This is a genomic window from Salegentibacter sp. BLCTC, from assembly GCF_015143665.1.
Taxonomy (GTDB): Bacteria; Bacteroidota; Bacteroidia; order Flavobacteriales; family Flavobacteriaceae; genus Salegentibacter; species Salegentibacter maritimus.
The window spans coordinates 280,926-305,349 of the sequence record NZ_WYEW01000003.1; the positions used below are offsets into that span (position 1 = coordinate 280,926).

Below are 24,424 nucleotides of genomic sequence, written 5' to 3' on the forward strand. Positions count from 1 at the left end.
TGGGCGTGAACATATTTTTTTCACATTGTAAATTTAGGCATATTTGCAAAAATAAAATATACAAATGCTTAATATTCATAACCTCTCTGTTTCTTTTGGCGGAGAATACCTTTTTGAAGAGTTAACCTTTAGGCTTGGTGCCGGAGATCGCGTGGGACTAATTGGAAAGAACGGAGCCGGAAAATCTACTATGCTTAAAATTCTTGCCGGTGAGCAGGAATATGACGAAGGCCAAATAGCAAGAGATAAAGAGTTAAATATAGGTTTCTTAAAGCAGGATATTGATTTTGAACAAGGGCGAACTGTGTTGCAGGAAACTCAACAAGCCTTTGAGGAAATAAAGAAACTCGAAAAGCAAATAGATGATATTAACCATCAATTAGCGACAAGAACCGATTATGAAAGTGATTCTTATACACAACTTATTCAGGATCTTAGTGAGATAACCCATACCTACGAAATTATTGGAGGTTATAATTATGAAGGTGATACCGAAAAGGTGTTACTGGGACTCGGTTTTCAGCGGGAACAGTTTGATAAATTAACCGAGACTTTTTCTGGAGGTTGGCGAATGCGTATTGAGCTGGCCAAGCTGTTGTTGCAAAATAACGATATTTTGCTACTGGATGAGCCTACCAACCACCTGGATATTGAAAGTATAATTTGGTTAGAGAATTTTCTTAATAATTATTCTGGTTGTGTGGTTATTGTCTCTCACGATAAAATGTTCCTGGATAATGTAACCAATAGGACCATAGAAATTTCATTAGGCCAAATTTACGATTTCAATAAACCCTATTCAAAATACCTGGTTCTTAGAAAAGAGTTAAGAGAACAACAATTGGCTGCACAAAAGAACCAACAAAAGGAGATTGAAACTACCGAAAAACTTATTGAGAAATTTCGTGCTAAGGCTTCAAAAGCTTCCATGGCACAATCGCTTATTAAAAAATTGGATAAGATAAACCGTATAGAAGTAGATGAAGATGATAATGCGGTGATGAATGTAAGCTTCCCGCTTTCTATACAACCCGGAAAAGTGGTGATAGAAGCCGAAAATATAGCAAAAGCTTATGGTAATAATCAGGTGTTAAACGGTATTGACCTTTTAATAGAACGTGGAAGTAAAATAGCTTTTGTTGGGCAAAACGGGCAGGGTAAAACTACCCTTGCCAAGATTATAATTAATGAAATTTCTTATGAAGGACATCTTAAACTAGGACATAATGTACAGTTAGGTTATTTTGCTCAAAACCAGGCAGATTACCTGGAGGGTGAAAAAACCGTACATGATATTATGATTGATGCCGCCAACGAAAAGAACCGAAGCAAAGTTCGGGATATGTTGGGGTCTTTCCTTTTTAGGGGAGATGAAGTAGATAAAAAGGTAAAAGTGCTTTCTGGTGGTGAAAGAAACAGGTTGGCCCTTTGTAAACTTATGCTACAGCCTTTTAATGTGCTTATTATGGATGAGCCTACCAATCACCTGGATATAAAATCTAAAAACGTTTTAAAAGAAGCTTTAAACAGGTTTGAAGGAACCTTAATAATTGTTTCGCACGATAGGGATTTCCTTCAGGGCTTAACCAATAAGGTTTATGAGTTTAAAGACTCTAAGATCAAGGAGTATTTAGGAGATATTAATTTCTTTTTAGACCAACGTAAGCTGGAAGATATGCGAAGTGTTGAGAAGAAGGAGAAGGTTGCAAAAGTGCAAAAAGAAATAGCCGCCACTAACAACAAAAAGGCCTACAAGGATCAAAAGAAGATAAAATCCCTGAAAAATAAACTAAGTAACACCGAGTCTAAAATAACGAAGCTGGAGAAGGATCTTGAAGCACGGGATATGGAATTGGCTACAAGTTACGAAGAGGTTATGGCCCGTCCCGGGTATTTAGATAAGTATAAAAGCAAGAAAAAAGAATTAAACTCTTTAATGCAGGAATGGGAAGAAATTCAGGAGCTTCTTGATGATTTGGAATAGTTTTTTGTAAAATTTCAATTCTAAAATTAAACCAAATGGAAAGAATGCGGTCTTACAAACATGGATAAACGCAAAATCATTCTTTCTTTTATTGGAGTATTACTTATTGTTTTAGCAGTTTTTGGGGCAAAAGCAATTATTGACAGTAATGTGAAAAAAGTGCCGGAAAGCACTAAAGTTATAAAAAATGTATTCGTAGAAACTGTAGAAAACCGTAAGGTACCTATTGTGGTTCCTGCTAATGGAAATGTAACAGCACTTAAAAAACTGGAGCTTTTTTCGGAAGTACAGGGCATATTTCAGCGTAGCAGTAAAGATTTTAGGCCGGGGCAGTTTTATAGCCGGGGGCAGGTTCTTTTAAGTATAAATTCAGAAGAATATGCTGCCAGTGTGCGTTCAGCTAAAAGTGAATTATTTAATAATATCACTTCTATCATGCCAGACCTTCGGTTAGATTACCCGGAATCTTTCCCAAAGTGGCAGGAATATCTTACTAATTTTGATATCAATAATTCTATAAAACCATTGCCAGAGCCAGATTCAGATAAAGAGCGGTACTTCGTTACCGGTCGGGGAATCGAATCAGCTTATTATAATATAAAAAACCTGGAAGAACGCCTTAGAAAGTTTACCATAAGAGCACCATTTGATGGTGTCTTAACCGAAGCTGCCGTAAATCCCGGTACTTTGGTAAGACCTGGCCAAAAATTGGGGGAATTTATAGACCCATCGGTGTACGAACTGGAAGTAGCCGTGGCAAAAAGGTTTTCAGATCTTTTGAAAACGGGGGAAGATGTAAAACTACAGGACCTTGAAGGTAATCAAACTTTTAAAGGTACGGTAAGTCGAATTAACGCCAGGGTAGATAGGGCCTCACAAACCATACAGGTTTTTATAAGAATTGAAGAGCCCGGGATTAGGGAAGGAATGTACCTGGAGGCACAATTAGACGCGCGGGACGAAGAAAATGCCATAGAAATCCCCAGGGAATTGTTAATAGATCGTACCAAAGTTTATTTGGTACAGGATAGCGCTTTGGTTTTAAAGGAAATTAACCCGGTTTATTTTTCGAGTAATAAAGTGGTGGTAAAAGGCCTGGAAGATGGTGAGACTTTGGTTTCTGCTCCGGTTCCTGGAGCATACCCGGGAATGGAAGTGCAAATTCAGGAGAAAATAGACACTGCTAAAGCTACAGAACTTTGAGAAAGTTAATCAGTTATTTTATAAAATACGAGGTAGCCGTAAATATACTCATCCTTGCATTTGTAATTTTTGGTATTGTTGGAGTGGCCAGTTTAAACTCTTCTTTCTTTCCGCTGGAGGACTCCCGAATTATAAATATCAATGTAAACTACCCCGGTTCGGCACCCGAGGAAATTGAGGAAGGTATTATTCTAAAAATAGAAGATAACCTAAAGGGCCTTGTAGGTATAGATAGGGTAACATCTACAGCACGCGAAAGTGGTGGTTCTATTACCGTAGAGATTGAGCAAGACGAGAATATAGATGTTATGCTTACCGAAGTTAAGAACGCGGTAGATAGGGTGCCTAGCTTTCCCGGGGGAATGGAGCCACTTGTGGTTTCAAAACAGGAAAGGGTTAGGCCTTCTATTAGTTTTGCCATAAGCGGTGAAGATGTGCCGTTGGTAACTTTGAAACGTATTAGTGAGCAAATTGAGAATGATTTACGACAACTAGACGGTGTTTCGCAAATAGAAATTTCGGGCTTCCCAGAAGAAGAAATTGAAATAGCCGTTAGCCAGGACGATCTTTTGGCTTATAATTTAACTTTTGAAGAAGTTGCAAGAACCGTTGGAGCTTCAAATATTTTAAGTACCGGGGGAACTATTAAAACCGAAGCCGAAGATTATCTAATAAGGGCAAATAGCAGAAGTTACTATGCAGATGCTTTAAACGATCTGGTAATTAGGTCTTCAGTCACCGGGCAAACTACACGCTTAAGTGATGTAGCTGAAGTTCGGGATCAGTTTGGCGAAACCTCCAATTCTTCTTATTTTAATGGGAATATCGCCGTAAATGTAGCTATAAGCAATACAAATAACGAAGATCTTTTATCTGCGGCAAAAAAGGTAAAAGCCTATATAAAAGACTATAACGCAAAAGCCAGTAAGATTAAACTGGATGTTGTTTCAGACTCGTCTATCACCTTAAGTCAAAGAACTCAATTATTACTTGAGAATGGCGCGGTAGGAATATTACTTGTTCTATTATTTTTATCCATCTTTTTAAATATAAGACTGGCATTTTGGGTAGCCTTTGGCCTGCCTATAGCCTTTCTGGGAATGTTTATTTTTGCCGGGCAATTTGGCGTAACCATTAATGTGCTCTCCTTATTCGGGATGATTATTGTAATTGGTATCCTGGTAGATGACGGTATTGTTATTGGTGAAAACATCTATCAGCATTACGAGATGGGGAAATCTCCCATTCAGGCGGCCTTAGATGGAACTATGGAGGTTATTCCGCCCATTATTTCCGCTATTCTAACTACGGTTTTGGCGTTTTCTACTTTTTTATTTCTAGATAGTAGAATAGGGGAGTTTTTCGGAGAAGTGTCTACGGTGGTTATATTAACTTTGATAGTTTCCCTTGTAGAGGCGCTTATAATTTTGCCTGCACATATTGCTCATTCCAAAGCTTTGCAGGCAAGAAAACCAGAAGAAGATAAAAAGAAAAAGGGGCTTGCAAAACTCTTTATTAAGATGCGCGTTGTAAATCGCGTAGGAGATAATGCTATGAGCTATCTAAGGGATAAATTTTATAGCCCAATATTAAAATTTGTGCTCAGGCAACAAATATTAGCCTTAGGAATTTTAGTGGCGATCCTAATTTTTACTATTGGAGCTATTGGCGGAAACTGGATTAGGGTTACTTTGTTTCCCAGTATTGCCAGTGACCGTGTGAGTATAAGCCTTCTAATGGCCGAGGGTGTTAATCCTGAAAAAACAGATTCTATTATCTCTATGGTTGAAGCAGCAGCCTGGCGGGTTAATGAAGATTTTAGTAAGCGTCAAAGTGGGGATAAGGACGTAGTAGAGAATATTATAAAACGAGTTGGTCCCGGGAATAATAAAGCTTCTTTGCAAGTAAATTTACTTCCAGGTGAAGAAAGGGATTTTGGATCTCCCGAGATAACCAATGCTATAAGGGATGAAGTTGGGCCTGTATATGGGGTAGAAAACCTTACTTTTGGTTCGGGTGGTAATTTTGGAGGTTCACCAGTTTCGGTGTCGTTATTGGGGAACAACCTCCAGGAATTGGAAGCTGCAAAAGAAGAGTTGAAGGAGAATTTTGAGAACAACCCGCTCTTAAAAGATGTTACAGATAATGATCCGCAGGGAATAAAGGAAATTAATGTTGAGCTTAAGGAAAGCGCCTATGCGTTAGGATTAGATCTTAATGAAGTTATGCGCCAGATACGAAACGGTTTTTTTGGAACCCCGGTACAGCGTTTTCAAAGAGGTCAGGACGAGATAAGGGTTTGGGTGCGTTACGACCTTAAAAATCGTTCCTCTATTAACGATTTAGACGATATGCGCTTAACAACCCCGGGAGGAGATCGTGTGCCATTTGAAGAAATAGCCAGTTATAAGATTATTCGTGGTACTGAATCTATAAGCCATTTAAACGGACTTAGGGAAATTAGGGTGAGTGCAGATATGGAAGATCCTAATGGAAGCTCAACGGAAATACTTGCAGATATTAGAAGCAATGTGATGCCAGAACTTTTGGCAAAATACCCCAGCCTTTCTGTTTCTTATGAAGGGCAAAACAGGGAGGCGAATAAATTAACCAGTTCAGCAAAAGGAGTTTTGCCGGTAGTGTTATTTCTTATTTATGCAGTAATCGCCTTTACTTTTAGAAGTTACAGTCAGCCATTACTGTTAATGATTATGATTCCTTTTAGCATTATTGGAGTAGCCTGGGGACATTGGATTCATAATTTTCCGGTAAATGTACTTTCAGCTTTAGGAATTATTGCCTTAGTTGGAATTATGGTTAATGATGGCCTGGTGCTTATTAGTAAATTCAACGTGAACTTGCGAAATGGGATGAAGTTTGAGAATGCATTGTATGAAGCCGGTCGTGCCAGGTTTAGAGCTATTTTTCTTACCTCACTTACCACCATAGCAGGAATGGCGCCATTGCTTTTAGAGAAAAGCAGGCAGGCTCAGTTTTTAAAACCCATGGCAATCTCTATTTCTTACGGAATTGCCATCGCTACTGTTTTAACATTGCTCCTGCTGCCATTACTTTTATCTATCAGCAATAATATTAAAGTAGGCGGAAAATGGCTTGCCACGGGAAATAAGGTAAGCAATGAAGAAGTAGAAAGAGCAATAAAAGAACAAAAAGAAGAGAAAGCCCATGGAGAGGTCAGTTAAGCTAACTTTTGCAATCCTATTTTTTTTTATAGGGAATCTCCTGGCTCAGGAGAAAGAAGTTATTACAAAAGAAAAGGCGATTTCACTTGCGCTAGAATTTAATTATGGAATTAAAATTGCCGAAAATGAGGTTGAAATTGCTGGAAATAATAAGGGGATTTTAAATTCAGGTTATTTGCCCACACTTACGGGTAGGGCAGGAGCAGGATACGATTTAAACGATAGGTTAACCGAACCCGAAGATGGAGAACCGTTACAGCAAGATGGGATAGAAAACAATTCTTATAACGCCTCTGTGAATTTAAATTATACCCTTTTTGATGGCCTGGGCAGGTTGTATAATTATAAAAGTTTAAAAGAGGAATATCAGCTTTCAAAATTACAGGCCCGGGAAACTATAGAAAATACCATGTTACAATTATTAGCTGTGTATTATGAAATCGCACGGCTTACTGAAAATGTAGCAGTTTTAAAAGATGTTTTGGAAACTTCAAAAGATCGAGTAACCAGGGCGCAGTATCAATTTGATTTTGGACAAAGTAACAATCTTGCGGTCCTTAATGCCAGGGTAGATGTTAATAACGATAGTGTAAACCTTCTACAGACACAGCAACAGCTTAGTAATACAAAAAGAGATTTAAACGTATTATTAGACCGCCAAATGACACATAAAGATTTTAGTGTGGATACTACGGTAAGCTTTATCCCAAAATTACAGCTGGATAGCTATGTTGCAGATGCCGAAGTTAATAATGTGTCTTTACTACAGTTAGATAAAAGTTTGGAAATTACAGCCTATGATATTAAAATAAGTAAATCGGGATACCTGCCTACCATAGACCTAAGCGGTTCTTATGGCTGGAATTACAACCGAAGTGCAGCAACGGCATTTTTTCCGGGTAGTAGGCAAACTACCGACGGGATTTCGGGTGGAGTTAGTTTAAATTGGAATCTATTTGATGGGGGGGCTACAAGCCTGCGCGTACAGAATGCTAAAATAAATCATGAAAACCAGCAATTACAAAAAAAGCAACTCTCGCTGGGAATTAGAAGAGACATTGCCAATGCCCTTGGTAATTATGAAAACCGATTATATATTTATAAGGTCCAGAAAGAAAATGTAAGGACCAATGAAGATAATTTTGAACGATCCCGGGAACAATTTAAACTTGGAAGAATTACTTCTATTGAGTTTAGGCAGGCCCAGGTTAACCTATTAGATGCCAGGACAAGTCTAAGCCTTGCAAAATACGATGCCAAGCTTGCCGAGTTAAGCTTGTTACAGCTTACCGGTCAATTGTTGAATGTTGAATTGTAATATATGTTTGAGCACTTTTTTCAATGCCCATATTGCTGGGAAGAAATATCGGTTTTGCTAGATCCTTCGGTGAGACAACAAATTTATATTGAAGACTGTGAGAATTGCTGTAATCCCATTGAGTTTGTGGTTTCATTTCATGAAAATGAGTTGCAGGCTTTTGAGGCCAATAGCATAGAGCAATAATTATTTCTTTAGTTTTTAATTCTTTTATATTAAAAGACTAGGCTAGTTGTTTGATATTCAGGTATGCATTATTTTTCCTGATTTTTTCTTTAATTTTTATTGAAAAAGCTTTGCTGAAACTTAAAAAACGTCTTATATTTGCAGTCGATATCGCGGGATAGAGCAGTAGGTAGCTCGTCGGGCTCATAACCCGAAGGTCACTGGTTCGAGTCCAGTTCCCGCTACTAAATCCACGAAACCCTCAGTAAACACTGGGGGTTTCGTCGTTTTAAGTAAAAAAGTGTCACGAATTTGGCACAAGCTCAAGCAAGTGTTTTAACTTAGGGTTCTGAATTTCAGTGGGTAGTGGGTTGCTTGTTGAGTTTAGTTAAATGTATTAGTCAACTGGATTTAATGGAGACTGAGTACAGAGGGGATAATCTGTGCCAACTTCTTAAGGAAACCTTTTATCTTGTGAAGATATTTATAGAAATACCGAAAACTAACCGATTATAGATGAGAAATAATATTGAAAAATCTTTAATTCTAAATCGAAAGATTGTACTAGAATTAAGGTTTAAACCTGTGGCTAAATTTTTAGATGTTAAGGGATCTATTTTAGACGAATTATTTGAGCAAAATATTATTAAAGGTGGTCAGTGGACCATAGGTGATTCTGGTTTTAAAATTGCAGATCATACCGAGGAGACTTTAGTAAGAAATCTATTGGTTATGGAAGTTAATAGGTTTGCTTTGATATCTTCTAACATTCAATCAGTCGAAAGTTTCATTAGTGATGTTTTTAAATCATATGAAATTATTAAAACTCACCTTGGAAATATTACCCTTAACCGTATAGGTTGTAGAATTCAAGGTACCTATAAAACTAAATCCAGAAAGTTTAATCAAATTCTAAAGAAGTTTGAGGAGGAATTCCCATCAACGATTTTTTTAAAGGACTTCCCAACTACCGATTTAAGACTCCAAATTGTTTATCAGAATGGGACCTACCATGTAGGACCTATTCAGGAAAATGATAATTTTTTAAATAAGGAATTTAGGCATCCAGAACGGAATAATGATCCAGGTATAGCTATTGATACTGATAATTATTTATTACGGACTGATAATCAAGAAATAAATAGTAAAAGTAAAATTAAAGATGTTATTACAGCATCTTTAGCTGTTGAGAAGTCCCTTGTTGAGAAACTTAAAGACTTTTAGGAATGGCTAAAAAGAAGAAACATAAAAAGCAGAATTCTTCTCCGGGTAGGGATGAATATGATTTGAAAAAAAGCTTAGGTAAATTAAATCAAAGAAAATCATATCAAAGTTCAGCAACCTCCTCTGGATTTCATTCTGATCAGCACCGACCTCTAAATAATGTTGATTTAAGTCAAAATGAAACTGGCGGAACAAATAGTCTAATATTACAATTGAATGATAGTTTTAATCTCAGATATGATAGTTTGACTGAAAATATCAGGAATGTAAACGATAAAATTTCTGACTCCAGTGATACTCTGAGAAAGGAACTTGAGCCAAAAATTGAATCAAAATTAGATATACAATGGTTTGTTTGGACAGTTGTAGGGTTGGTTGTAATTACAGGAGTAATCTATGCGCTTTCATATAATGATATTCAAAACGCAGCCAAAGAAAATTCTAGTAGTATCAAAATGATTTTAAGTGATTCAAAAAACTCTAAAAGCGATATTAATGAAATTAAAAGCGAGTTAAAGGATGTTGAAGATAAACAAGAAGAGCTTAAATATGAACTTTTAAAACTCCAACAAAAAAGATAAATTTTAAAAAAAAGAGCTTATTCGATGTAACATAAAATCCGTGAATCATAGGCGTATTAGGAGTTTTCAGCTGATGTGCCGTCACGGAATTGTCACATATCAAGCAAATTTGTATTTTTAATTAATTAATAATCAGGGCTGTAAAAAATTAAATTGGACCAAATAGACTCCAGTTCCCGCTACTAGCAAAGACAAGGCTTCACAGAAATGTGAAGCTTTTTTTTATTTCATATAGTACAGAATAAGTACAGAATAACGGATCAAGGGATCAAAGAGGCGTAGGATAGGAAACCCCGCTTGCTTTGAAACCTGATTCAATGTTGGTCCAGTTTCGATAAATAATAAAGCCCTTCCAAATAATGAAAGGGCTTTTTAAAGGAAAGTTTTAGTTTCGATTATTTTTTAAGGTAATGTGTTTCAGAAAGAGCGTTTAAATTCTGTGCTGCCTGTTCTGCGGTAATATCGCGCTGTGGGCCTGCAAACATTTCGTAGCCTACCATAAATTTTTTAATTGTAGCCGATCTTAGAAGCGGTGGATAAAAACTCATGTGAAAATGCCATTCAGGATAATCTTCTCCGTTGGTAGGAATTTGATGAATTCCCGAAGAATACGGAAAAGAGGTCTCAAAAAGATTGTCGTATTTTGTAGTGAGTATCTTAATAATTTCGGCAAAAGCTTTTTCTTCTTCTTTATTTAGCTGCCCAATATGCTGATAATGCTTTTTGGGAATAATCATGGCTTCGTATGGCCAAACTGCCCAATAAGGAATCAGGGCAACAAAATGCTCGTTTTTAGTTAAAATACGCTCATTTAATTCTAACTCTTGTTTTAAATAATCGCCTAGTAAACTGCTTTTATTTTCGTTCCAATAATTTTTAAAATGCCTGGATTTTTTTAAGATTTCTGTTGGAATAGATTTTTGTGACCAAATTTGCCCATGTGGATGTGGGTTACTACACCCCATCATGGCTCCCTTGTTTTCAAAAATCTGAACATAGTTTATAGCGTCTTTACTGCCCAGTTCCTGGTACTCCTTTTTCCAAAGTTTTACGACTTCGGTAATATCATCTACTTCCATTAAAGGAAGGGTAAGGGAGTGATCTGGAGAAAAACAAACCACTTTACATATTCCTGTTTCGGCCTCGGCTTTTAAAAGTCCGTTATCAAAGTCTTTTATGGGAGCTTCGGTTAATAGGGCAGGAAAATCATTTTCAAAGGCGTAAGTTCCCGTGTAGTTAGGATTTGTTTCTCCACCTGCTCTTGAGTTTCCGGGGCATAGATAACACTTGGGATCATAGGTTTCCCGTTTCTCATTATTGTTTTTTTCAGTTTTTCCCTGCCAGGGTCTTTTGGTGCGATGTGGTGAAACTAAAATCCATTCTCCGGTTAAAATATTATAACGTCTGTGTGGATGTTTGTTTATTTCGGTACTCATCTTGCTTCTTTTAAACTTTAGTAATTTGAGTTCCGGCATCTGGAACTACTGTTATTGCTGTTGGCGTAATATTAAACTTTGCCTTATATACTTTTTCTACCTCTTCAATATAAGCCTTAATCTTATCTGCTTCAATCAAGTTAATTGTGCATCCGCCAAAACCTCCACCCATCATTCGGGAGCCGTAAATAAAGTCTTTATCTTCAGAAAAATCGACCAGAAAATCCAGTTCAGGGCAGCTTACTTCGTATTGATGTTGTAAACCTCTGTGGGAGGCATACATTAATTGGCCAACTGATTTTAGGTTAGCGTCTTGTAATGCTTTTTCTGTTTGGCGCACACGTTCGTTTTCCTCTAATACATATTGGCAACGTTTAAAGTTTGTGGCGTCAATTTGATCTCTAAATTCTTCTAAGATTTCAAAAGAAACCTGTCTTAGTGATTGTACCTCTGTATATTTTTGCTGAATCATGGCTACGACATCTTCACATTCCTTTCTGCGTGTATTATATTCACTGTCGGCCAGGTTATGAGAAACATTGGTGTTTACGAGTAGTAGTTTACAATTTTGAATTTTAGCCGGTATAAATTTGGGTTCTAATGTCTCGCAATCAAGCTTTATAAAATGATCTTTTTTGCTCATTACTGAGGCAAATTGGTCCATAATTCCGCAATTACTTCCCACAAAGTTATTTTCTGCTCGTTGTGAAAGTTTAACGATATCCATAGGGGTTAGTTCTAAATTGAATAAGGAATTTAAACCTCCCGCAAAACCGCATTCTAACGCCGCCGAAGAGCTAATTCCGGCTCCTATGGGTAATTCACTTCTCATAATACAATCGAAACCCTCTAGCTGCTTGTTTAATTTCTGGATTTCATCTATAACGCCCAGTAAATAGTTCTCCCAGGAATTGCTGCTTTTTGTGATTTCCTGAAGCTTAAATTCTGTATAAGCATCAAAGGTTTCACTGTAAATGCGTGCTAGATTGTAGTTGTTTTTTCTAAATTGGAAATAAATTTTTTTGTCTATAGCCGCAGGCATTACAAACCCCTGATTGTAATCGGTATGCTCGCCAATTAAATTAATTCTTCCGGGGGAAGCCACCTTTACTTCAGCTTTAAAATCTTTAAATTCTTCCGGGATGTTCTTGTTTAGATCTGTTGGTTTCAAATTGCAGTTGGTTTTAAGAGAGTTTCAAAGATAATAAACGTATTTTTTACATTAATTGTTTTGTTTTAAAATCTTTCAATTTTTTTGTTCTTTCGAAAGCTTAAATAAAGATTCTTGCACATCAAAGAATCAAAGAGTTTACAACTAAAATTTTTAAAGTAGTATTAACTCTTTCTCTTGGTTTGTAAGAGTAAATATGTGGGAAAGTCCTTTCGAGCTAAAAAAATATTATCTTGAATTCGTTTTAAAAGAAATATGCAACAAATCGCCAATATTTTTATGCCGCTGGCTATGGGCCTTATCATGTTTGGGATAGGCCTGGAGTTGAATTTTAAGAATTTTAGGAGGGTTTTTGCTTATCCACGAGCCATAATTACCGGGCTGGCTATTCAAATTCTTTTGTTGCCTGTTATCGCATTTCTTTTAATTTATTTTTGGCCAATAGAGCCTGTGTATAAAATTGGAATAATGTTGCTCGCCGCCTGTCCCGGGGGAACAGCTTCAAATTTAGTGACCAAAGTACTTAAGGGAAGGGTGGCGTTATCTGTGTCTTTAACAGCGTTTAATAGCTTTATTATTCTATTCACGGTTCCTTTGGTGGTTCAGTTGAGTTTTTTGATTTTTGAAAATGATGCGCTTTCCTTTAGCTTGAGCTTTGGAGATACGATGAGTGATATTTTATTCACTGTGATTTTGCCCGTAATTTTAGGGATACTTTTAAATGAATTCTTTGGGCATAAGTTTGGTGGTAAACTTCATAAGGCTCTACAATATATCTTACCTGGTATTATGTTGCTGGCTTTTCTGGTAGTGATCTTTTTTGATGAATCGCAACAGAATGTTGAATATTTAAAGCATCTAAATCTTCTTATTCCGCTCATAATTTTAAATTTTACAACGATAATTATCGGTTATCTGGTTAGTGTGTGGTTTAAACTGAAACATAGCTCGGCCTATACAATAGCTATAGAAATGGGGCTACAGAATAGTGTGCTTGCACTATTTATTGCCAACCAGGTGTTGAGGGATAGTAATATTAGCCTGGTACCGATTCTTTACAGTAGCTTTTCTTTAATTACAACTTTCTTGGGTGGATGGCTTTTAAAAAACTATTTCGGAAAAAAGAAAAGTGAGGTGGTTAAATAAAAATACCGGCTACGTAAAAATTAAACAGACCCTACTCAGTTTAATCTCCGTTGCAACCGGTATTATTTAATCGCCAAATTAAACAAGTGCAAATACAGATCTATTTGCTCTTATGTGTCACGAATTTAGGCCTTTTGTTACGTAGGTTTTTACGGATTTCCGTAAATGGGATGCAAAATGCTGAAAATCATTATTTTGAGATATAAAATATTTTGGTTTTTGAGGGAAAAACAGCACAATTTGGGATTTTATTGTGAGGGGGGATTTAGAGTTATATAGTTAATATTAACGGGTTCTTGCTGTTATAATAAGCATTTAAGAAAAATTAATACATGTAAAATATTGATTTGCAATTAAATAGTGTGAAACACCCCTGTTTTGATAGACCTATGTTTAGTAATTTTAAGTAGTTGATTGTTATATGCTAAACATTATAGTTATGAGAGGTTTTCTTAGATATTCGGTAGTCCCATGTTTTTTGATAATATGTCTTTTAGTAGGATGTAGTGGTGATGACACTATAGATAATGGACAGGAACAAGAATTTTTAAGTGCGCAGATTGATGGTGAGGACCTCAAGATAGATCGTGTAGAAGGAATTATTTCCTGTAAGAAGAGATTAAATGATTATGGTGGCATTAGCTTTGTGATAAGGGCCGAAACAAACAATGGGGAAATTATGGAGATTTTTCTAAGCAATTATATTGGTCCAAAGAAATATACTTTTGGATATGATAAATTTGGTGAAAGTTGGATGAGGTATGCTTTGGTTAATCCGGCTGGAGACTGGTTTTCTTATGCTGAAACAAGGCAGGCAGAAAACAAGCTTCCCTTTATACAAATTCAACAAGACGATGGTAATTATGTTAAGGGAAATTTTGGTTTTAAAGCTTATAATAGTATAGATAATTCTGTGAAGTTGGTAAGTAATGGTAGTTTTAATTTTAAACTGGATTCTGAATTGTAATAGCTGAGGTTCTTACTTATTTTTAATATTTATAGAGTTGTAAACAGATGTTTCTGGGTTAAAAATTAAGCTGCTTTTGAAGTGATGTCTAAAATTTTCTTTTTCCGCTATTATAAGGTGTTCTGCTAAATAAGATTAAACTAAAAAGTTTGATTTTATTTAACTGCTTTTTCAGAATATTTTGTCAGAAATAACTTAAGTTTCCTTTTTATAGAAGCTAATTTAAAAACTGAAGCATCAGTTATGAATAAATTTTTAAAGGAAGACAATATAAGGTTGGATTTACCGGTAAAGATTAGTTACCGGGTGTTAGAAGCTGTACTCCAGAGACAATTACTGGGTGAGCAAATTGGGATGGAAGACTCCAGGGGTACCGTAAAAAATTATGTGGAAGTGCTTGGTGTTAGTCTAGTTAAAAGTAAAGAACCAAACTTTGATATTAGCCTTCATTTGAGACTGAAAACACTAACTACATTTTTTAAAAATAAAGAGGTGGATTTGGTTGTGCATATTTCTTTAGGTTTTAATGAAGAAGATCAGGTGATAGATGTAGAGGAATATGAACTGGAAGGGCATAGCGAAAATTGGTTTATGGATAACTCACTAGAAGCATTTGCCAATACCTTAATTTATCAAAAGATTAAAAATAAAATGAGGTTAGATCTCAAACCTCATATCAAAGAGCAGCTAGGGGTGGTAAACGATAAACTTGGAGATAAAATGGAAACTGCACCTGGTATTTTTCTTTCAGGTAATGTAAATACTCTTAAGGTTGTCCAAATTATTCCAGGAGACAGTTTGCTATTAATTCTTCTTAATATAAGTGCGTATGGGTTTTTGGATGTAAAGGAGATTAAGCTTTAGGATCAAATACCTCTAATAGTTCCTCTAAAGCCATAGACCTGGAGCCTTTAATGAGAATGCTGCAGTCTTTTAATTCTGCAAGCTGTAAATGCTTTTTAATATTTTTGGTGTTCTCAAATTTGATGATGTTAGGCTTGTTGGTGTTGGTCTTTTTAAATTGTTTTCCTACCAGATAAATTTCCGAAATATTGGCATTTTCCAGGAAGTTGACCACAACTTGATGTTCAGTTTCTGAAGCATTCCCAAGCTCTCCCATATCTCCTAAGATTACAATTTTGGTGGTGTTGGTTTGTATGTTATTAAAATGTTGCAAGGAGGCCATCATACTTGTTGGATTTGCATTATAGGCATCCATATAAATTTTATTGGAATGGCAGTTTATAACCTGAGACCGGTTGTTAGAGGGGGTGTAGTCCTCTATAGCTGTCCTAATTTCATTAAGAGGAACTTTAAAATACAGGCCAATACATAGTGCTGCTGCCATGTTTTTTGAATTGTAGCTGCCGCTTAACTGACTTTGAAAAAGTATATCGTTAAAGCTTAATGTTGCCGACTCACTATTTTCGGGGTAAATAATGTTTACCTGGGCCTTTCTGTTTGTTCCAAAACTAAATGTATGCTTATAGTTTATTTCCTGCATCTGTACGTCGTCGTCTAGATTTAGGAATATTAATTTCTTGTTTTCTTTTAAATGTCTATATAGTTCAGTCTTAGCCTGTATAACTCCATTTAAGTCTCCAAAACCCTCCAGATGAGCTTTTCCGAAATTTGTGATAAAACCGTAATCAGGCATAGCTATATTAGATAGAAATTCAATTTCTCCGGGATGATTAGCTCCCATTTCAATTAAGCCTATCTCGGTTTCTTCCGTCATAGTTAATAAGCTAAGAGGTACCCCAATATGGTTGTTTAGGTTTCCCCGTGTAGCTGTAACCTTGTGCTTTTTTGAGAGTACATTGGAAATAAGTTCTTTTGTGGTGGTCTTGCCATTACTACCGGTTATTCCAATTACTGGAATTCCCAGGAACTTTCTATGAAATGTGGCTAATTTTTGCAGTGCCTTAAGGCTATCTTTTACTACTATGTATTCCTTGTTATTTAAGGCTGCATCCTTGTCGTCTATAATAGCACAAGCTGCTCCTTTTGCAATAGCTTGTGCAGCAAACTTATTTCCGTTAAAATTAGCTCCCTTTAAAGCGAAAAAGATGCTTCCTGGTTTTATATTGCGGGTGTCGGTAGAAATACCGGTGCTTACAAGAAATCTTTGATGGATTATAGCTGTTTTCATAATGGGTTTTTTGTAAACCTTTTTGGTTCTGGCTGCTTTAAAAATAAAACTATAAAAAAAGCCCTAAACGAATAGGGCTTTTTTATAATTTTTAGAAGATTAGAATCTCTAATTCTTAGCTTTTTTATTACTATCTAAAGATTTTGATCCAACCCTGGACATTGCATTTCTAAATCCAATATAATCTGTAGCCATGTCTTGTGGGAAATATCGGCGTTGTGCCGGGTCTAACCAGTAAGCACGGTCTCTCCAGGACCCGCCCTTGTAAACTCTTACCTCATCGCTAATAAGGGTTGTTCTATCTGCACTATCATAGCCTCGTTTTGCCACTCCAGAAGTGTCACGAGTGCCAGCTACATTGTAGGTTGGTGAGTTGTACATACGCTGGGAATCGTCTTCGGTTTCCTGATACGATCTATAATAACGGCTAGAGCTTTTGTCGCCGTCTCTAAAGTTACGTTGGTCACTATTGGTATAATTGGTACGCATGTAAGTATCATCTTCTGTAACCGGTACTTGTGCGATGTCTCCGGGATAAGATCTTGCAACCAATCTTCCGGTAGCTAAGGTGTCAAATTCAATCTCATCTACACCAACTACTTTTACACTTCCATCTTCATTAATTGCGTTCTTAGTGTAAACATTTCCTCTATAATAATTGAAATCATTAAATTCATCATCAACTATTGGGCGATAAACATCGGCTACCCATTCTGCAACATTTCCAGCCATATCATAAAGACCAAAATCGTTGGGTTCGTAAGATTTTACTTCAGCAGTAATATCGGCACCATCATCACTCCAACCGGCAATTCCGCCGTAATCTCCATCGCTTTGCTTAAAGTTAGCTAATTGGTCTCCCTGTCTTTTTACATCGCCAGACCGAGTGTATTGCCCGTCCCATGGGTATTTTTTTCTTCCTCTATATACATTGTAATCTCTAATTCCTACCAGAGAAGCAGCAGCGTACTCCCATTCGGCTTCAGTTGGTAAGCGATATTCTGGTAATAAAACACCATCCTTGCGTTGCACATAAGTTTGGCCGCCAAGAGCATTGCCTTCTGCATCGGTGTTTTGGTTTTCAATCATATCCTGAGACTCATCGCCTCCCTGGCTAATTTCTGTATTGCCTCCATATGCTTTACTTGGGGCGTTAAGGTAGGTTTCTGTGTTAAAAGTGGTACCTGCCTGTACGTCGGTTAAACGGGCACCTTCTTTGGTATAACCACCCTCTTCCAGTAAGAGCTCATTTACCCTATCGGTTCTCCATTTGCTGAATTCTACCGCTTGTATCCAGCTAACACCAACTACAGGGTAGTTTCCATATGCGGGATGGCGTAGGTAGTTGTTTACCATTGTTTCATTGTATCCAAGTCTGTTTCTCCAAACAAGGGTGTCTGGAACGGCGCCATTGTATATATTTCGGAAATTTTCCTGTGTAGGAGGGAAAACTTTCTTTAGCCAATCAAGATACTCCATATACATCATATTGGTAACTTCCGTTTCGTCCATATAAAAAGACTGAACATGCTGTTGGGTAGGAGTGTTGTTCCAGTCGTGCATCACATCGTCCTGTACCTGTCCCATTGTAAAGGTTCCACCCTCTACAAAAACAAGCCCTGGGCCGGCTTCTTGCTCTTTGTAATCTGTGTTGTATTGAAATCCGCCTTCATCTGAATTAATGTCCCATCCGGTTGCTCTGGATCTGTTATCGTAGTCTCGGGAATTGTTACAGCTTAGCAAACCAACGCCAAGAACAAGGGTTGTAAAGGCTCTAAAAGCAATATTGATTCTCATATTTGTTTTCTCTTTTGGTAGAAATATTAGGCTTTGCAATATAGTAATTAACGCTAAAAGTACAAGTTTATTTTATGTTGGTGCCAGGGCTTTAATTTTATTTAAACCCCTGATGGCCTTAGGGCTTAGGGTGTGTTTGGGTTTTTAAAAACATCTGCATAACTTTCAAAATTAAAGGGAAGGCTACACATGAAAGCAGCAAAATTAAATGATTTTTATTTAATTGAAGGTCGTTGGGATTAAAAAAGTAGTTAAAATACTGATTATACAATATTTTGGCTTATTTTGAGTTTTTATAAACCTACACTAATTATTTTTAGACTTTAACTGGGAATAAAAGCGATTTCCTTTTTCGTTTTTAAGATATTTTAAACTTAAGGTCTTTTCTTAACAAGATTATTAGTATATATTTGTTAATCATTAACTAGCATGATGAAAAAAATTACAATATTAATCCTTGGGGTGGTTTTAGGTTCTCAGTTTAAAATGATGGCCCAGGAAGAAAGGGATAGGGTTATTACTACTGCAGTGCCTTTCCTGCAGGTAGCTGCAGATGCCCGGGCTGCCGGAATGGGAGATCAGGGTGTTGCTACTTCCGCTGATGTTTTTTCCCAGCAGTGGAATCCTGCCAAGTACGCTTTTTCGCCTAGTGAACATGGGGTTGGAGTCTCTTACACACCTTACTTAAGTGATATTGTTAATGATATCTTTCTTGGAAATATCACCTATTACCAGCGTATTAGTGAAAGAAGTGCCTTTGGTTCCAGTTTAAGGTATTTTAGTCTTGGTAGTATAGAAAGGCGTTCTACTATTGAACAGGCACCTCTTGTGGTGAATCCAAATGAACTTACTTTTGATCTTTCTTATTCTTTAAAATTAAGCGAAAATATTGCTATGGCAGTGGCCGGGCGTTATTTGCACTCAAACTTGGGTTTGCAGGATGAAGAAGATTTAGGTGCCGCAAATAGTTTTGGGGTAGATATAGCTGCTTTTTATAGGAGTGATCAGTTAACTTTTTCTGGTTTCGATGGTGTTTGGAAAGCGGGTGCTAATATTTCCAATATTGGTCCCAAAATGAAATATGACGATGCCGGCCAGGAGAACTTTATTCCTACTAATTTTAAAGTAGGTGGAGGTTTTGATTTTATTTTCGATATTGAAAATAGATTGGGAGCTTATGTTGAATTCAATAAACTTTTAGTGCCAACGCCTAAAGATTTTAATGGCGATGGTGAAATTGATGCTGAAGATGACGCGCGTTACAATGATATAGGTGCTATTGAAGGAATTTTTAAATCCTGGGGTGATGCTCCAGATGGTTTTAGTGAAGAGCTTAGGGAGGTAACCTGGGCCCTTGGTGCCGAATATGTGTATCGCGAAGCTTTTGCATTTCGAGCAGGATATTTTAGTGAGAGCCTAACTAAAGGTTCAAGAAGATTTGCTTCTTTCGGGGCGGGTTTTAAATACGAGCAGGTGAATATAGATGTGTCGTATTTATTTTCTACTTCTTCTGTTCCCAGTCCTTTAGAGGGAACTTTGCGTTTTGGCTTAACCTTTAATTTTGGAGATCAATATACAGCCTACTAATTTAATTTGTAGTCGGGACTTATGCCTAATAGTTATCGAGACTCCAGGCTTGGTTCTGGGGTCTAAAAAAAAGTGTTTCCGTCTAATCTTCTGTTAGCTTGCCGCGACCTAATTTAATTTTAGGATACTTTTTGCAATTTAATGTTTGCCGCATAAAAGCTTTATTTTACCTTTTGTGTTCAATATATTTATATGAAGCCATTTAAAGTTACCTCAACTTTTGAAGTTTATGAGTCTATCGAAGAGCTTCCTGAAGTTATTCGGGATTTGATGAAGCAAGCTATGCGAGCCCGTGATAATGCCTATGCGCCTTATTCTCAGTTTAAGGTTGGAGCTGCTCTTGTCTTAAATAATAATGAAGTTGTTACTGGAAGTAATCAGGAAAATGCCTCTTATCCTTCCGGGCTTTGTGCAGAGCGTACGGCAATTTATTATGCGGGTGCTAAATACCCAGAGGCACAAATTAATTATATGGTTGTTTCAGCTAAATCTATGAAGCATAAAGTTGATGCTCCTGTGCCGCCCTGTGGGGCATGTAGGCAGGCGCTGGTTGAGTATGAAGTGAAGCAGAAATCTGAAATTCCGGTATTTTTTATGGGGGAAAGTGGGCAGGTTATGAAGGCAAATTCCATAAAAGATTTACTTCCTTTAATGTTTGATAAGACGGCCTTATAACGTTTTCGTTATTTTTGCTTGAAAACTGTTTTCCATTCTTGTTTAAAATAGTATTTTTGTTATCCGCTTGGCAAACCCTATCTGTCTGGCTTAAAATTAATATGTTAAATGAAGAAAGTAACAAAAGCCACGTATTTAAAGTGGTACGAGGATATGCTGTTTTGGCGTAAATTTGAGGACAAACTTGCGCAAGTTTATATACAGCAGAAAGTAAGAGGTTTTTTGCATTTGTATAATGGGCAGGAAGCTATCCTGGCAGGTGCCCTTCATGTAATGGACCTGGAAAAGGATAAAATGATTACTGCTTATCGTAACCACGTGCAGCCAATTGGTTTAGGAGTAGATCCTAAACGTGTAATGGCAGAGCTTTATGGTAAAGGAACCGGTACGTCTCAAGGTCTTGGTGGTTCCATGCATATTTTTTCTAAAGAGCATAATTTTTACGGTGGTCACGGTATTGTTGGGGGTCAAATTCCACTGGGTGCCGGGCTGGCATTTGCAGATAAATACTTTAAGCGTGATGCCGTAACACTTACCTTCCTGGGAGATGGCGCTGCAAGACAGGGTTCCCTTCACGAAACTTTAAACATGGCGGTTAAATGGAATTTACCGGTAGTATTTTGTGTAGAGAATAACGGTTATGCAATGGGAACATCGGTAGCTAGAACTGCTAAAGGGACAGATATCTGGAAACTCGGTAATGGTTATGAAATGCCTTGTGGTCCTGTAGATGCTATGGATCCTATTAAGGTGGCAGAGGCTCTAGATGAAGCGATTAAAAGAGCAAGAAAAGGTGAAGGTCCTACATTTTTAGAATTAAAAACTTACCGTTACCGTGGGCACTCTATGAGTGATGCTCAAAAATATAGAACAAAAGAAGAAGTTGAAGAATATCAGAAATTAGATCCTATCACTAAAGTCTTGGGTATAATTAAGGATAAAAAGTATGCTTCAGAAGATGAGATAAAAAAGATCAACAAGCGCGTTAAAGATAAGGTTGCTGAGTGCGAGAAATTCGCAGAAGAATCAGACTTCCCTGAAAAGAACGTAATGTATGATGTTGTTTACGAACAGGAAGATTATCCGTTTTTAGCACATAAACCTCAATAAATTATGGCAGAAGTAATAAATATGCCGCGTTTAAGCGACACCATGGAAGAAGGTGTTGTGGCAAAATGGTTAAAGCAAAAAGGTGATAAAGTTGAAGAAGGAGATATCCTTGCAGAAATTGAAACCGATAAAGCTACGATGGAGTTTGAGTCTTTTCATGAAGGGACTTTGCTTCATATAGGAATCGAAGAGGGTGAAACCGCTCCTGTAGATACCTTGCTTGCTATTATTGGGGAAGAAGGTGAAGATATTTCAGGCTTGCTAAATGGCGGAGGAGACGCTAAGGAAGACAAAAAAGAAGAGTCCTCAGAAGCCGCAGGGCAAGATGAGACAGAAAGCAATGACGAAAGTGATGACTCAGATATCCCTGAAGGCGTAGAGGTTATAACCATGCCTCGTCTTAGTGATACTATGGAGGAAGGTACCGTTGCATCCTGGTTGAAAAAGGAAGGAGATAAAGTTGAAGAAGGAGATATCCTTGCAGAAATTGAAACCGATAAGGCTACGATGGAGTTTGAATCTTTTTATGAAGGTACGCTTCTTAAAATTGGGCTTGAAGAGGGTGAGACTGCAAAAGTTGATAGCTTGTTGGCTATTATTGGGCCAGAAGGTACCGATGTTTCTAATGTTTCGGTAGATGGAAAGTCTAAAAAGAAAACTTCTGGGAAATCAGAGGAAAAAGAGGAAAAATCTCAGGAGACTGGTAGTAGTGAATCTTCAGAAAAGAAATCTTCTGGAGCAACTAAAGACGGAGGTAGGATATTTGCTTCTCCATTAGCAAAGAAAATGGCAGAAGATAAAGGTATAGATCTATCAAATGTTCAAGGTAGCGGTGGTAATGGCCGTATCGTTAAAAAGGATATTGAAGATTATAAACCTTCAGAAAAACCTGCTGAAACTAAAGCCGCTGCCAAAGAAGATACTGCTGCAGCACAGCCACAGCCTTACGTGCCTGCAGGAGAAGAGAGTTTCGAGGAAATTAAGAATTCTCAGATGCGTAAAACCATTGCCAAGAGACTTGGTGAGTCTAAGTTTAATGCGCCACATTATTATCTAACTATAGAGGTAGATATGGCAAACGCAATGGCTTCACGTAAGCAAATAAATGAGATGCCAGATGTTAAGGTGTCTTTTAATGATATGGTGATTAAAGCTAGTGCCATGGCACTTCGTAAACATCCGCAGGTAAACAGCCAGTGGACGGGTGAATCTATGAAAATCGCTAAGCATATTCATATGGGTGTTGCGGTAGCCGTAGAAGAAGGTCTTGTAGTTCCTGTTTTAAAATTTGCCGATCAAATGTCTATGACCCAAATTGGGAATAATGTAAAAGACGTTGCCGGTAAAGCAAGAAATAAGAAGTTGCAACCTAAAGATATGGAGGGAAGTACCTTTACCGTGTCTAACCTGGGAATGTTTGGTATTGTTGAATTTACAAGTATTATTAATCAGCCAAACTCTGCAATTCTTTCTGTAGGAACTATTGTTGAAAAACCAGTAGTTAAAAACGGGGAGATTGTAGTTGGGAATACTATGAAATTAACACTTGCCTGTGATCATAGAACTGTAGATGGTGCAACCGGTGCTGCTTTCTTGAAAACGCTTAAAACGTATATGGAGAACCCGGTAACTATGTTGGCATAAACTAGATTTATATAAATAACTAATTATTAAAATCCCGCACTCTTGCGGGATTTTTTTATCTTTAGCGATATGAGAAAAATTACATTACACTTTGCATTATTAGCGACTTTTCTATTAAATTTTGCAGACGCAAAAGCACAGGCAGATTTAGCTTCAGTAGAAATAAAAGCAGGCTCAAATACCGGGGTTGAAAAAGCTGAAATTCAGGAGCTGTTAAATTATTTGTCTTCTGATGAATTAAGAGGAAGGCAAACCGGAACAGAAGGAATAGAATTAGCTGCGCAAAAAATTGAAAGTATTTTCAAAGAAAACAATGTCCAGAAATATTTTGATTCTTACCGGCATAATTTTACCATAGATGGTGTTAAGGGTTTTAATATGGTGGGTATGTTGGAGGGCAGCGATCCTAAATTGAAGGATCAATTTATTATTCTTGGGGCTCATTATGATCATATAGGTGTTCAGAAACCTGTAGAAGGAGATTCTATTGCTAATGGAGCTAACGATAATGCTGCAGGAACTGTGGCAGTGGTAGAATTGGCCAAGAAATTTGCCGAAATAGGCGAACATAAACGAAGCCTTATGTTTGTATTGTTTTCGGCAGAGGAAATGGGCCTGGTGGGGGCAAAGAAAATAGCACAAAGGCTTAAAGAAGATAAGCTCGATCTATACACCTTATTTAACTTTGAAATGATTGGTGTTCCTATGACCGGGAAGGATTATATAGGTTACCTTACGGGGTATGAAAACTCTAATTTCGCAGAAAAATTCAATGAATATTCTGGAGAAAAAGTACTTGGATTTTTGCCGCAGGCAAAGGAGTATAATCTTTTTAAGCGAAGCGATAATTATCCTTTTTACCAGGAATTTCATGTGCCAGCACAAACTATTTCAACATTTGATTTTACAAATTACAATTATTATCACCATGTTGCAGATGAGGCGCAAAGACTTGATGTGGAGCATATGGCCAGGGTTGTTGAAAGTGTGATTCCGGGCATTCTAAAAATGGCCAATACTTCTGAGAAGGAAATAAAATTGAATGAATAACAAATAAATAG

19 protein-coding genes and 1 tRNA gene are annotated in these 24,424 nt (G+C 37.1%); 16 read left to right on the forward strand and 4 right to left on the reverse strand.

What is annotated here, in order from left to right:
- The first annotated feature begins 64 nt into the window (after positions 1–64).
- The 8 genes from GUB10_RS04520 (at position 65) to GUB10_RS04555 (ending at position 9,678) form a co-directional block, all read left to right on the forward strand.
- Positions 65–1,984 carry an ABC-F family ATP-binding cassette domain-containing protein gene (locus GUB10_RS04520; protein ID WP_193710254.1) on the forward strand — a complete coding sequence of 640 codons (1,920 nt, stop codon included), beginning with the start codon at positions 65–67 and terminating at the stop codon, positions 1,982–1,984.
- Positions 1,985–2,044: 60 nt separating this feature from the next.
- Positions 2,045–3,187, forward strand: a complete 1,143-nt coding sequence (locus tag GUB10_RS04525) for an efflux RND transporter periplasmic adaptor subunit (RefSeq protein WP_193710255.1) — start codon at positions 2,045–2,047, stop codon at positions 3,185–3,187.
- Positions 3,184–6,390 (forward strand): efflux RND transporter permease subunit, encoded by a 3,207-nt coding sequence (locus GUB10_RS04530; RefSeq protein WP_193710256.1) that lies wholly within the window; start codon positions 3,184–3,186, stop codon positions 6,388–6,390. Before GUB10_RS04525 ends, GUB10_RS04530 begins: the two co-directional genes overlap by 4 nt.
- The gene (locus GUB10_RS04535; RefSeq protein WP_193710257.1) at positions 6,374–7,708 is read left to right on the forward strand and encodes a TolC family protein; all 1,335 of its coding nucleotides are present in this window, start codon (positions 6,374–6,376) and stop codon (positions 7,706–7,708) included. Before GUB10_RS04530 ends, GUB10_RS04535 begins: the two co-directional genes overlap by 17 nt.
- Before the next feature lie 3 nt (positions 7,709–7,711).
- Positions 7,712–7,894, forward strand: a complete 183-nt coding sequence (locus GUB10_RS04540) for a CPXCG motif-containing cysteine-rich protein (RefSeq protein WP_193710258.1) — start codon at positions 7,712–7,714, stop codon at positions 7,892–7,894.
- Between the two features lie 151 nt (positions 7,895–8,045).
- Positions 8,046–8,118 (forward strand) — tRNA-Met (locus GUB10_RS04545).
- Positions 8,119–8,389: 271 nt separating this feature from the next.
- The gene (locus tag GUB10_RS04550; RefSeq protein WP_193710259.1) at positions 8,390–9,097 is read left to right on the forward strand and encodes a hypothetical protein; all 708 of its coding nucleotides are present in this window, start codon (positions 8,390–8,392) and stop codon (positions 9,095–9,097) included.
- 2 nt (positions 9,098–9,099) lie between these two features.
- The gene (locus tag GUB10_RS04555) at positions 9,100–9,678 is read left to right on the forward strand and encodes a hypothetical protein (RefSeq protein ID WP_193710260.1); all 579 of its coding nucleotides are present in this window, start codon (positions 9,100–9,102) and stop codon (positions 9,676–9,678) included.
- 395 nt (positions 9,679–10,073) lie between these two features.
- Here the strand turns inward: GUB10_RS04555 and GUB10_RS04560 are convergent, their stop codons facing one another.
- Positions 10,074–11,114, reverse strand: coding sequence for a UDP-glucose--hexose-1-phosphate uridylyltransferase (locus GUB10_RS04560; RefSeq protein ID WP_193710261.1), 1,041 nt, complete (start codon positions 11,112–11,114; stop codon positions 10,074–10,076).
- Between the two features lie 10 nt (positions 11,115–11,124).
- Positions 11,125–12,285, reverse strand: coding sequence for a galactokinase (galK, locus tag GUB10_RS04565; RefSeq protein ID WP_193710262.1), 1,161 nt, complete (start codon positions 12,283–12,285; stop codon positions 11,125–11,127).
- 255 nt (positions 12,286–12,540) lie between these two features.
- On the opposite strand from galK, the gene GUB10_RS04570 reads away from it, so the two are divergent.
- The 3 genes from GUB10_RS04570 (at position 12,541) to GUB10_RS04580 (ending at position 15,262) form a co-directional block, all read left to right on the forward strand.
- Positions 12,541–13,431, forward strand: a complete 891-nt coding sequence (locus GUB10_RS04570; RefSeq protein WP_193710263.1) for a bile acid:sodium symporter family protein — start codon at positions 12,541–12,543, stop codon at positions 13,429–13,431.
- 439 nt (positions 13,432–13,870) lie between these two features.
- Positions 13,871–14,398 (forward strand): hypothetical protein, encoded by a 528-nt coding sequence (locus GUB10_RS04575; protein ID WP_193710264.1) that lies wholly within the window; start codon positions 13,871–13,873, stop codon positions 14,396–14,398.
- A 243-nt stretch (positions 14,399–14,641) separates the two neighbouring features.
- A complete protein-coding gene (locus tag GUB10_RS04580) occupies positions 14,642–15,262 on the forward strand; it encodes a DUF4403 family protein (RefSeq protein WP_193710265.1) in 621 nt (206 codons plus the stop codon).
- Here the strand turns inward: GUB10_RS04580 and murF are convergent.
- A complete protein-coding gene (gene murF / locus GUB10_RS04585; RefSeq protein ID WP_193710266.1) occupies positions 15,252–16,550 on the reverse strand; it encodes a UDP-N-acetylmuramoyl-tripeptide--D-alanyl-D-alanine ligase in 1,299 nt (432 codons plus the stop codon). The genes GUB10_RS04580 and murF overlap by 11 nt on opposite strands.
- A gap of 108 nt (positions 16,551–16,658) precedes the next feature.
- On the reverse strand, positions 16,659–18,347 hold the full coding sequence (gene gldJ / locus GUB10_RS04590) for a gliding motility lipoprotein GldJ (protein ID WP_193710267.1): 1,689 nt from the start codon (positions 18,345–18,347) through the stop codon (positions 16,659–16,661).
- Between the two features lie 432 nt (positions 18,348–18,779).
- On the opposite strand from gldJ, the gene porV reads away from it, so the two are divergent.
- The 5 genes from porV (at position 18,780) to GUB10_RS04615 (ending at position 24,413) form a co-directional block, all read left to right on the forward strand.
- Positions 18,780–19,934, forward strand: coding sequence for a type IX secretion system outer membrane channel protein PorV (porV, locus tag GUB10_RS04595; protein WP_193710614.1), 1,155 nt, complete (start codon positions 18,780–18,782; stop codon positions 19,932–19,934).
- A 192-nt stretch (positions 19,935–20,126) separates the two neighbouring features.
- Entirely contained in the window at positions 20,127–20,609 is a 483-nt protein-coding gene (gene cdd, locus GUB10_RS04600; RefSeq protein WP_193710268.1) for a cytidine deaminase, read from the forward strand.
- A 108-nt stretch (positions 20,610–20,717) separates the two neighbouring features.
- On the forward strand, positions 20,718–21,719 hold the full coding sequence (gene pdhA / locus GUB10_RS04605; RefSeq protein WP_193710269.1) for a pyruvate dehydrogenase (acetyl-transferring) E1 component subunit alpha: 1,002 nt from the start codon (positions 20,718–20,720) through the stop codon (positions 21,717–21,719).
- Positions 21,720–21,722: 3 nt separating this feature from the next.
- Complete coding sequence (locus GUB10_RS04610; RefSeq protein ID WP_193710270.1) at positions 21,723–23,363, forward strand: pyruvate dehydrogenase complex dihydrolipoamide acetyltransferase; 1,641 nt, start codon at positions 21,723–21,725, stop codon at positions 23,361–23,363.
- Positions 23,364–23,432: 69 nt separating this feature from the next.
- On the forward strand, positions 23,433–24,413 hold the full coding sequence (locus GUB10_RS04615; RefSeq protein WP_193710271.1) for a M20/M25/M40 family metallo-hydrolase: 981 nt from the start codon (positions 23,433–23,435) through the stop codon (positions 24,411–24,413).
- The last annotated feature ends 11 nt before the right edge of the window (positions 24,414–24,424 follow it).

Bases quoted from the DNA above. Each gene is read 5' to 3' on its own strand.
- GUB10_RS04575 (WP_193710264.1), top strand. From the start codon at position 13,871: ATGAGAGGTTTTCTTAGATATTCGGTAGTCCCATGTTTTTTGATAATA.
- murF (WP_193710266.1), bottom strand. From the start codon at position 16,550: ATGAAAACAGCTATAATCCATCAAAGATTTCTTGTAAGCACCGGTATT.
- GUB10_RS04610 (WP_193710270.1), top strand. From the start codon at position 21,723: ATGGCAGAAGTAATAAATATGCCGCGTTTAAGCGACACCATGGAAGAA.
- GUB10_RS04535 (WP_193710257.1), top strand. From the start codon at position 6,374: ATGGAGAGGTCAGTTAAGCTAACTTTTGCAATCCTATTTTTTTTTATA.
- porV (WP_193710614.1), top strand. From the start codon at position 18,780: ATGAAAAAAATTACAATATTAATCCTTGGGGTGGTTTTAGGTTCTCAG.
- GUB10_RS04525 (WP_193710255.1), top strand. From the start codon at position 2,045: ATGGATAAACGCAAAATCATTCTTTCTTTTATTGGAGTATTACTTATT.
- GUB10_RS04520 (WP_193710254.1), top strand. From the start codon at position 65: ATGCTTAATATTCATAACCTCTCTGTTTCTTTTGGCGGAGAATACCTT.
- GUB10_RS04550 (WP_193710259.1), top strand. From the start codon at position 8,390: ATGAGAAATAATATTGAAAAATCTTTAATTCTAAATCGAAAGATTGTA.
- gldJ (WP_193710267.1), bottom strand. From the start codon at position 18,347: ATGAGAATCAATATTGCTTTTAGAGCCTTTACAACCCTTGTTCTTGGC.
- GUB10_RS04555 (WP_193710260.1), top strand. From the start codon at position 9,100: ATGGCTAAAAAGAAGAAACATAAAAAGCAGAATTCTTCTCCGGGTAGG.
- cdd (WP_193710268.1), top strand. From the start codon at position 20,127: ATGAAGCCATTTAAAGTTACCTCAACTTTTGAAGTTTATGAGTCTATC.
- GUB10_RS04615 (WP_193710271.1), top strand. From the start codon at position 23,433: ATGAGAAAAATTACATTACACTTTGCATTATTAGCGACTTTTCTATTA.
- pdhA (WP_193710269.1), top strand. From the start codon at position 20,718: ATGAAGAAAGTAACAAAAGCCACGTATTTAAAGTGGTACGAGGATATG.
- GUB10_RS04580 (WP_193710265.1), top strand. From the start codon at position 14,642: ATGAATAAATTTTTAAAGGAAGACAATATAAGGTTGGATTTACCGGTA.
- GUB10_RS04540 (WP_193710258.1), top strand. From the start codon at position 7,712: ATGTTTGAGCACTTTTTTCAATGCCCATATTGCTGGGAAGAAATATCG.
- GUB10_RS04570 (WP_193710263.1), top strand. From the start codon at position 12,541: ATGCAACAAATCGCCAATATTTTTATGCCGCTGGCTATGGGCCTTATC.
- GUB10_RS04560 (WP_193710261.1), bottom strand. From the start codon at position 11,114: ATGAGTACCGAAATAAACAAACATCCACACAGACGTTATAATATTTTA.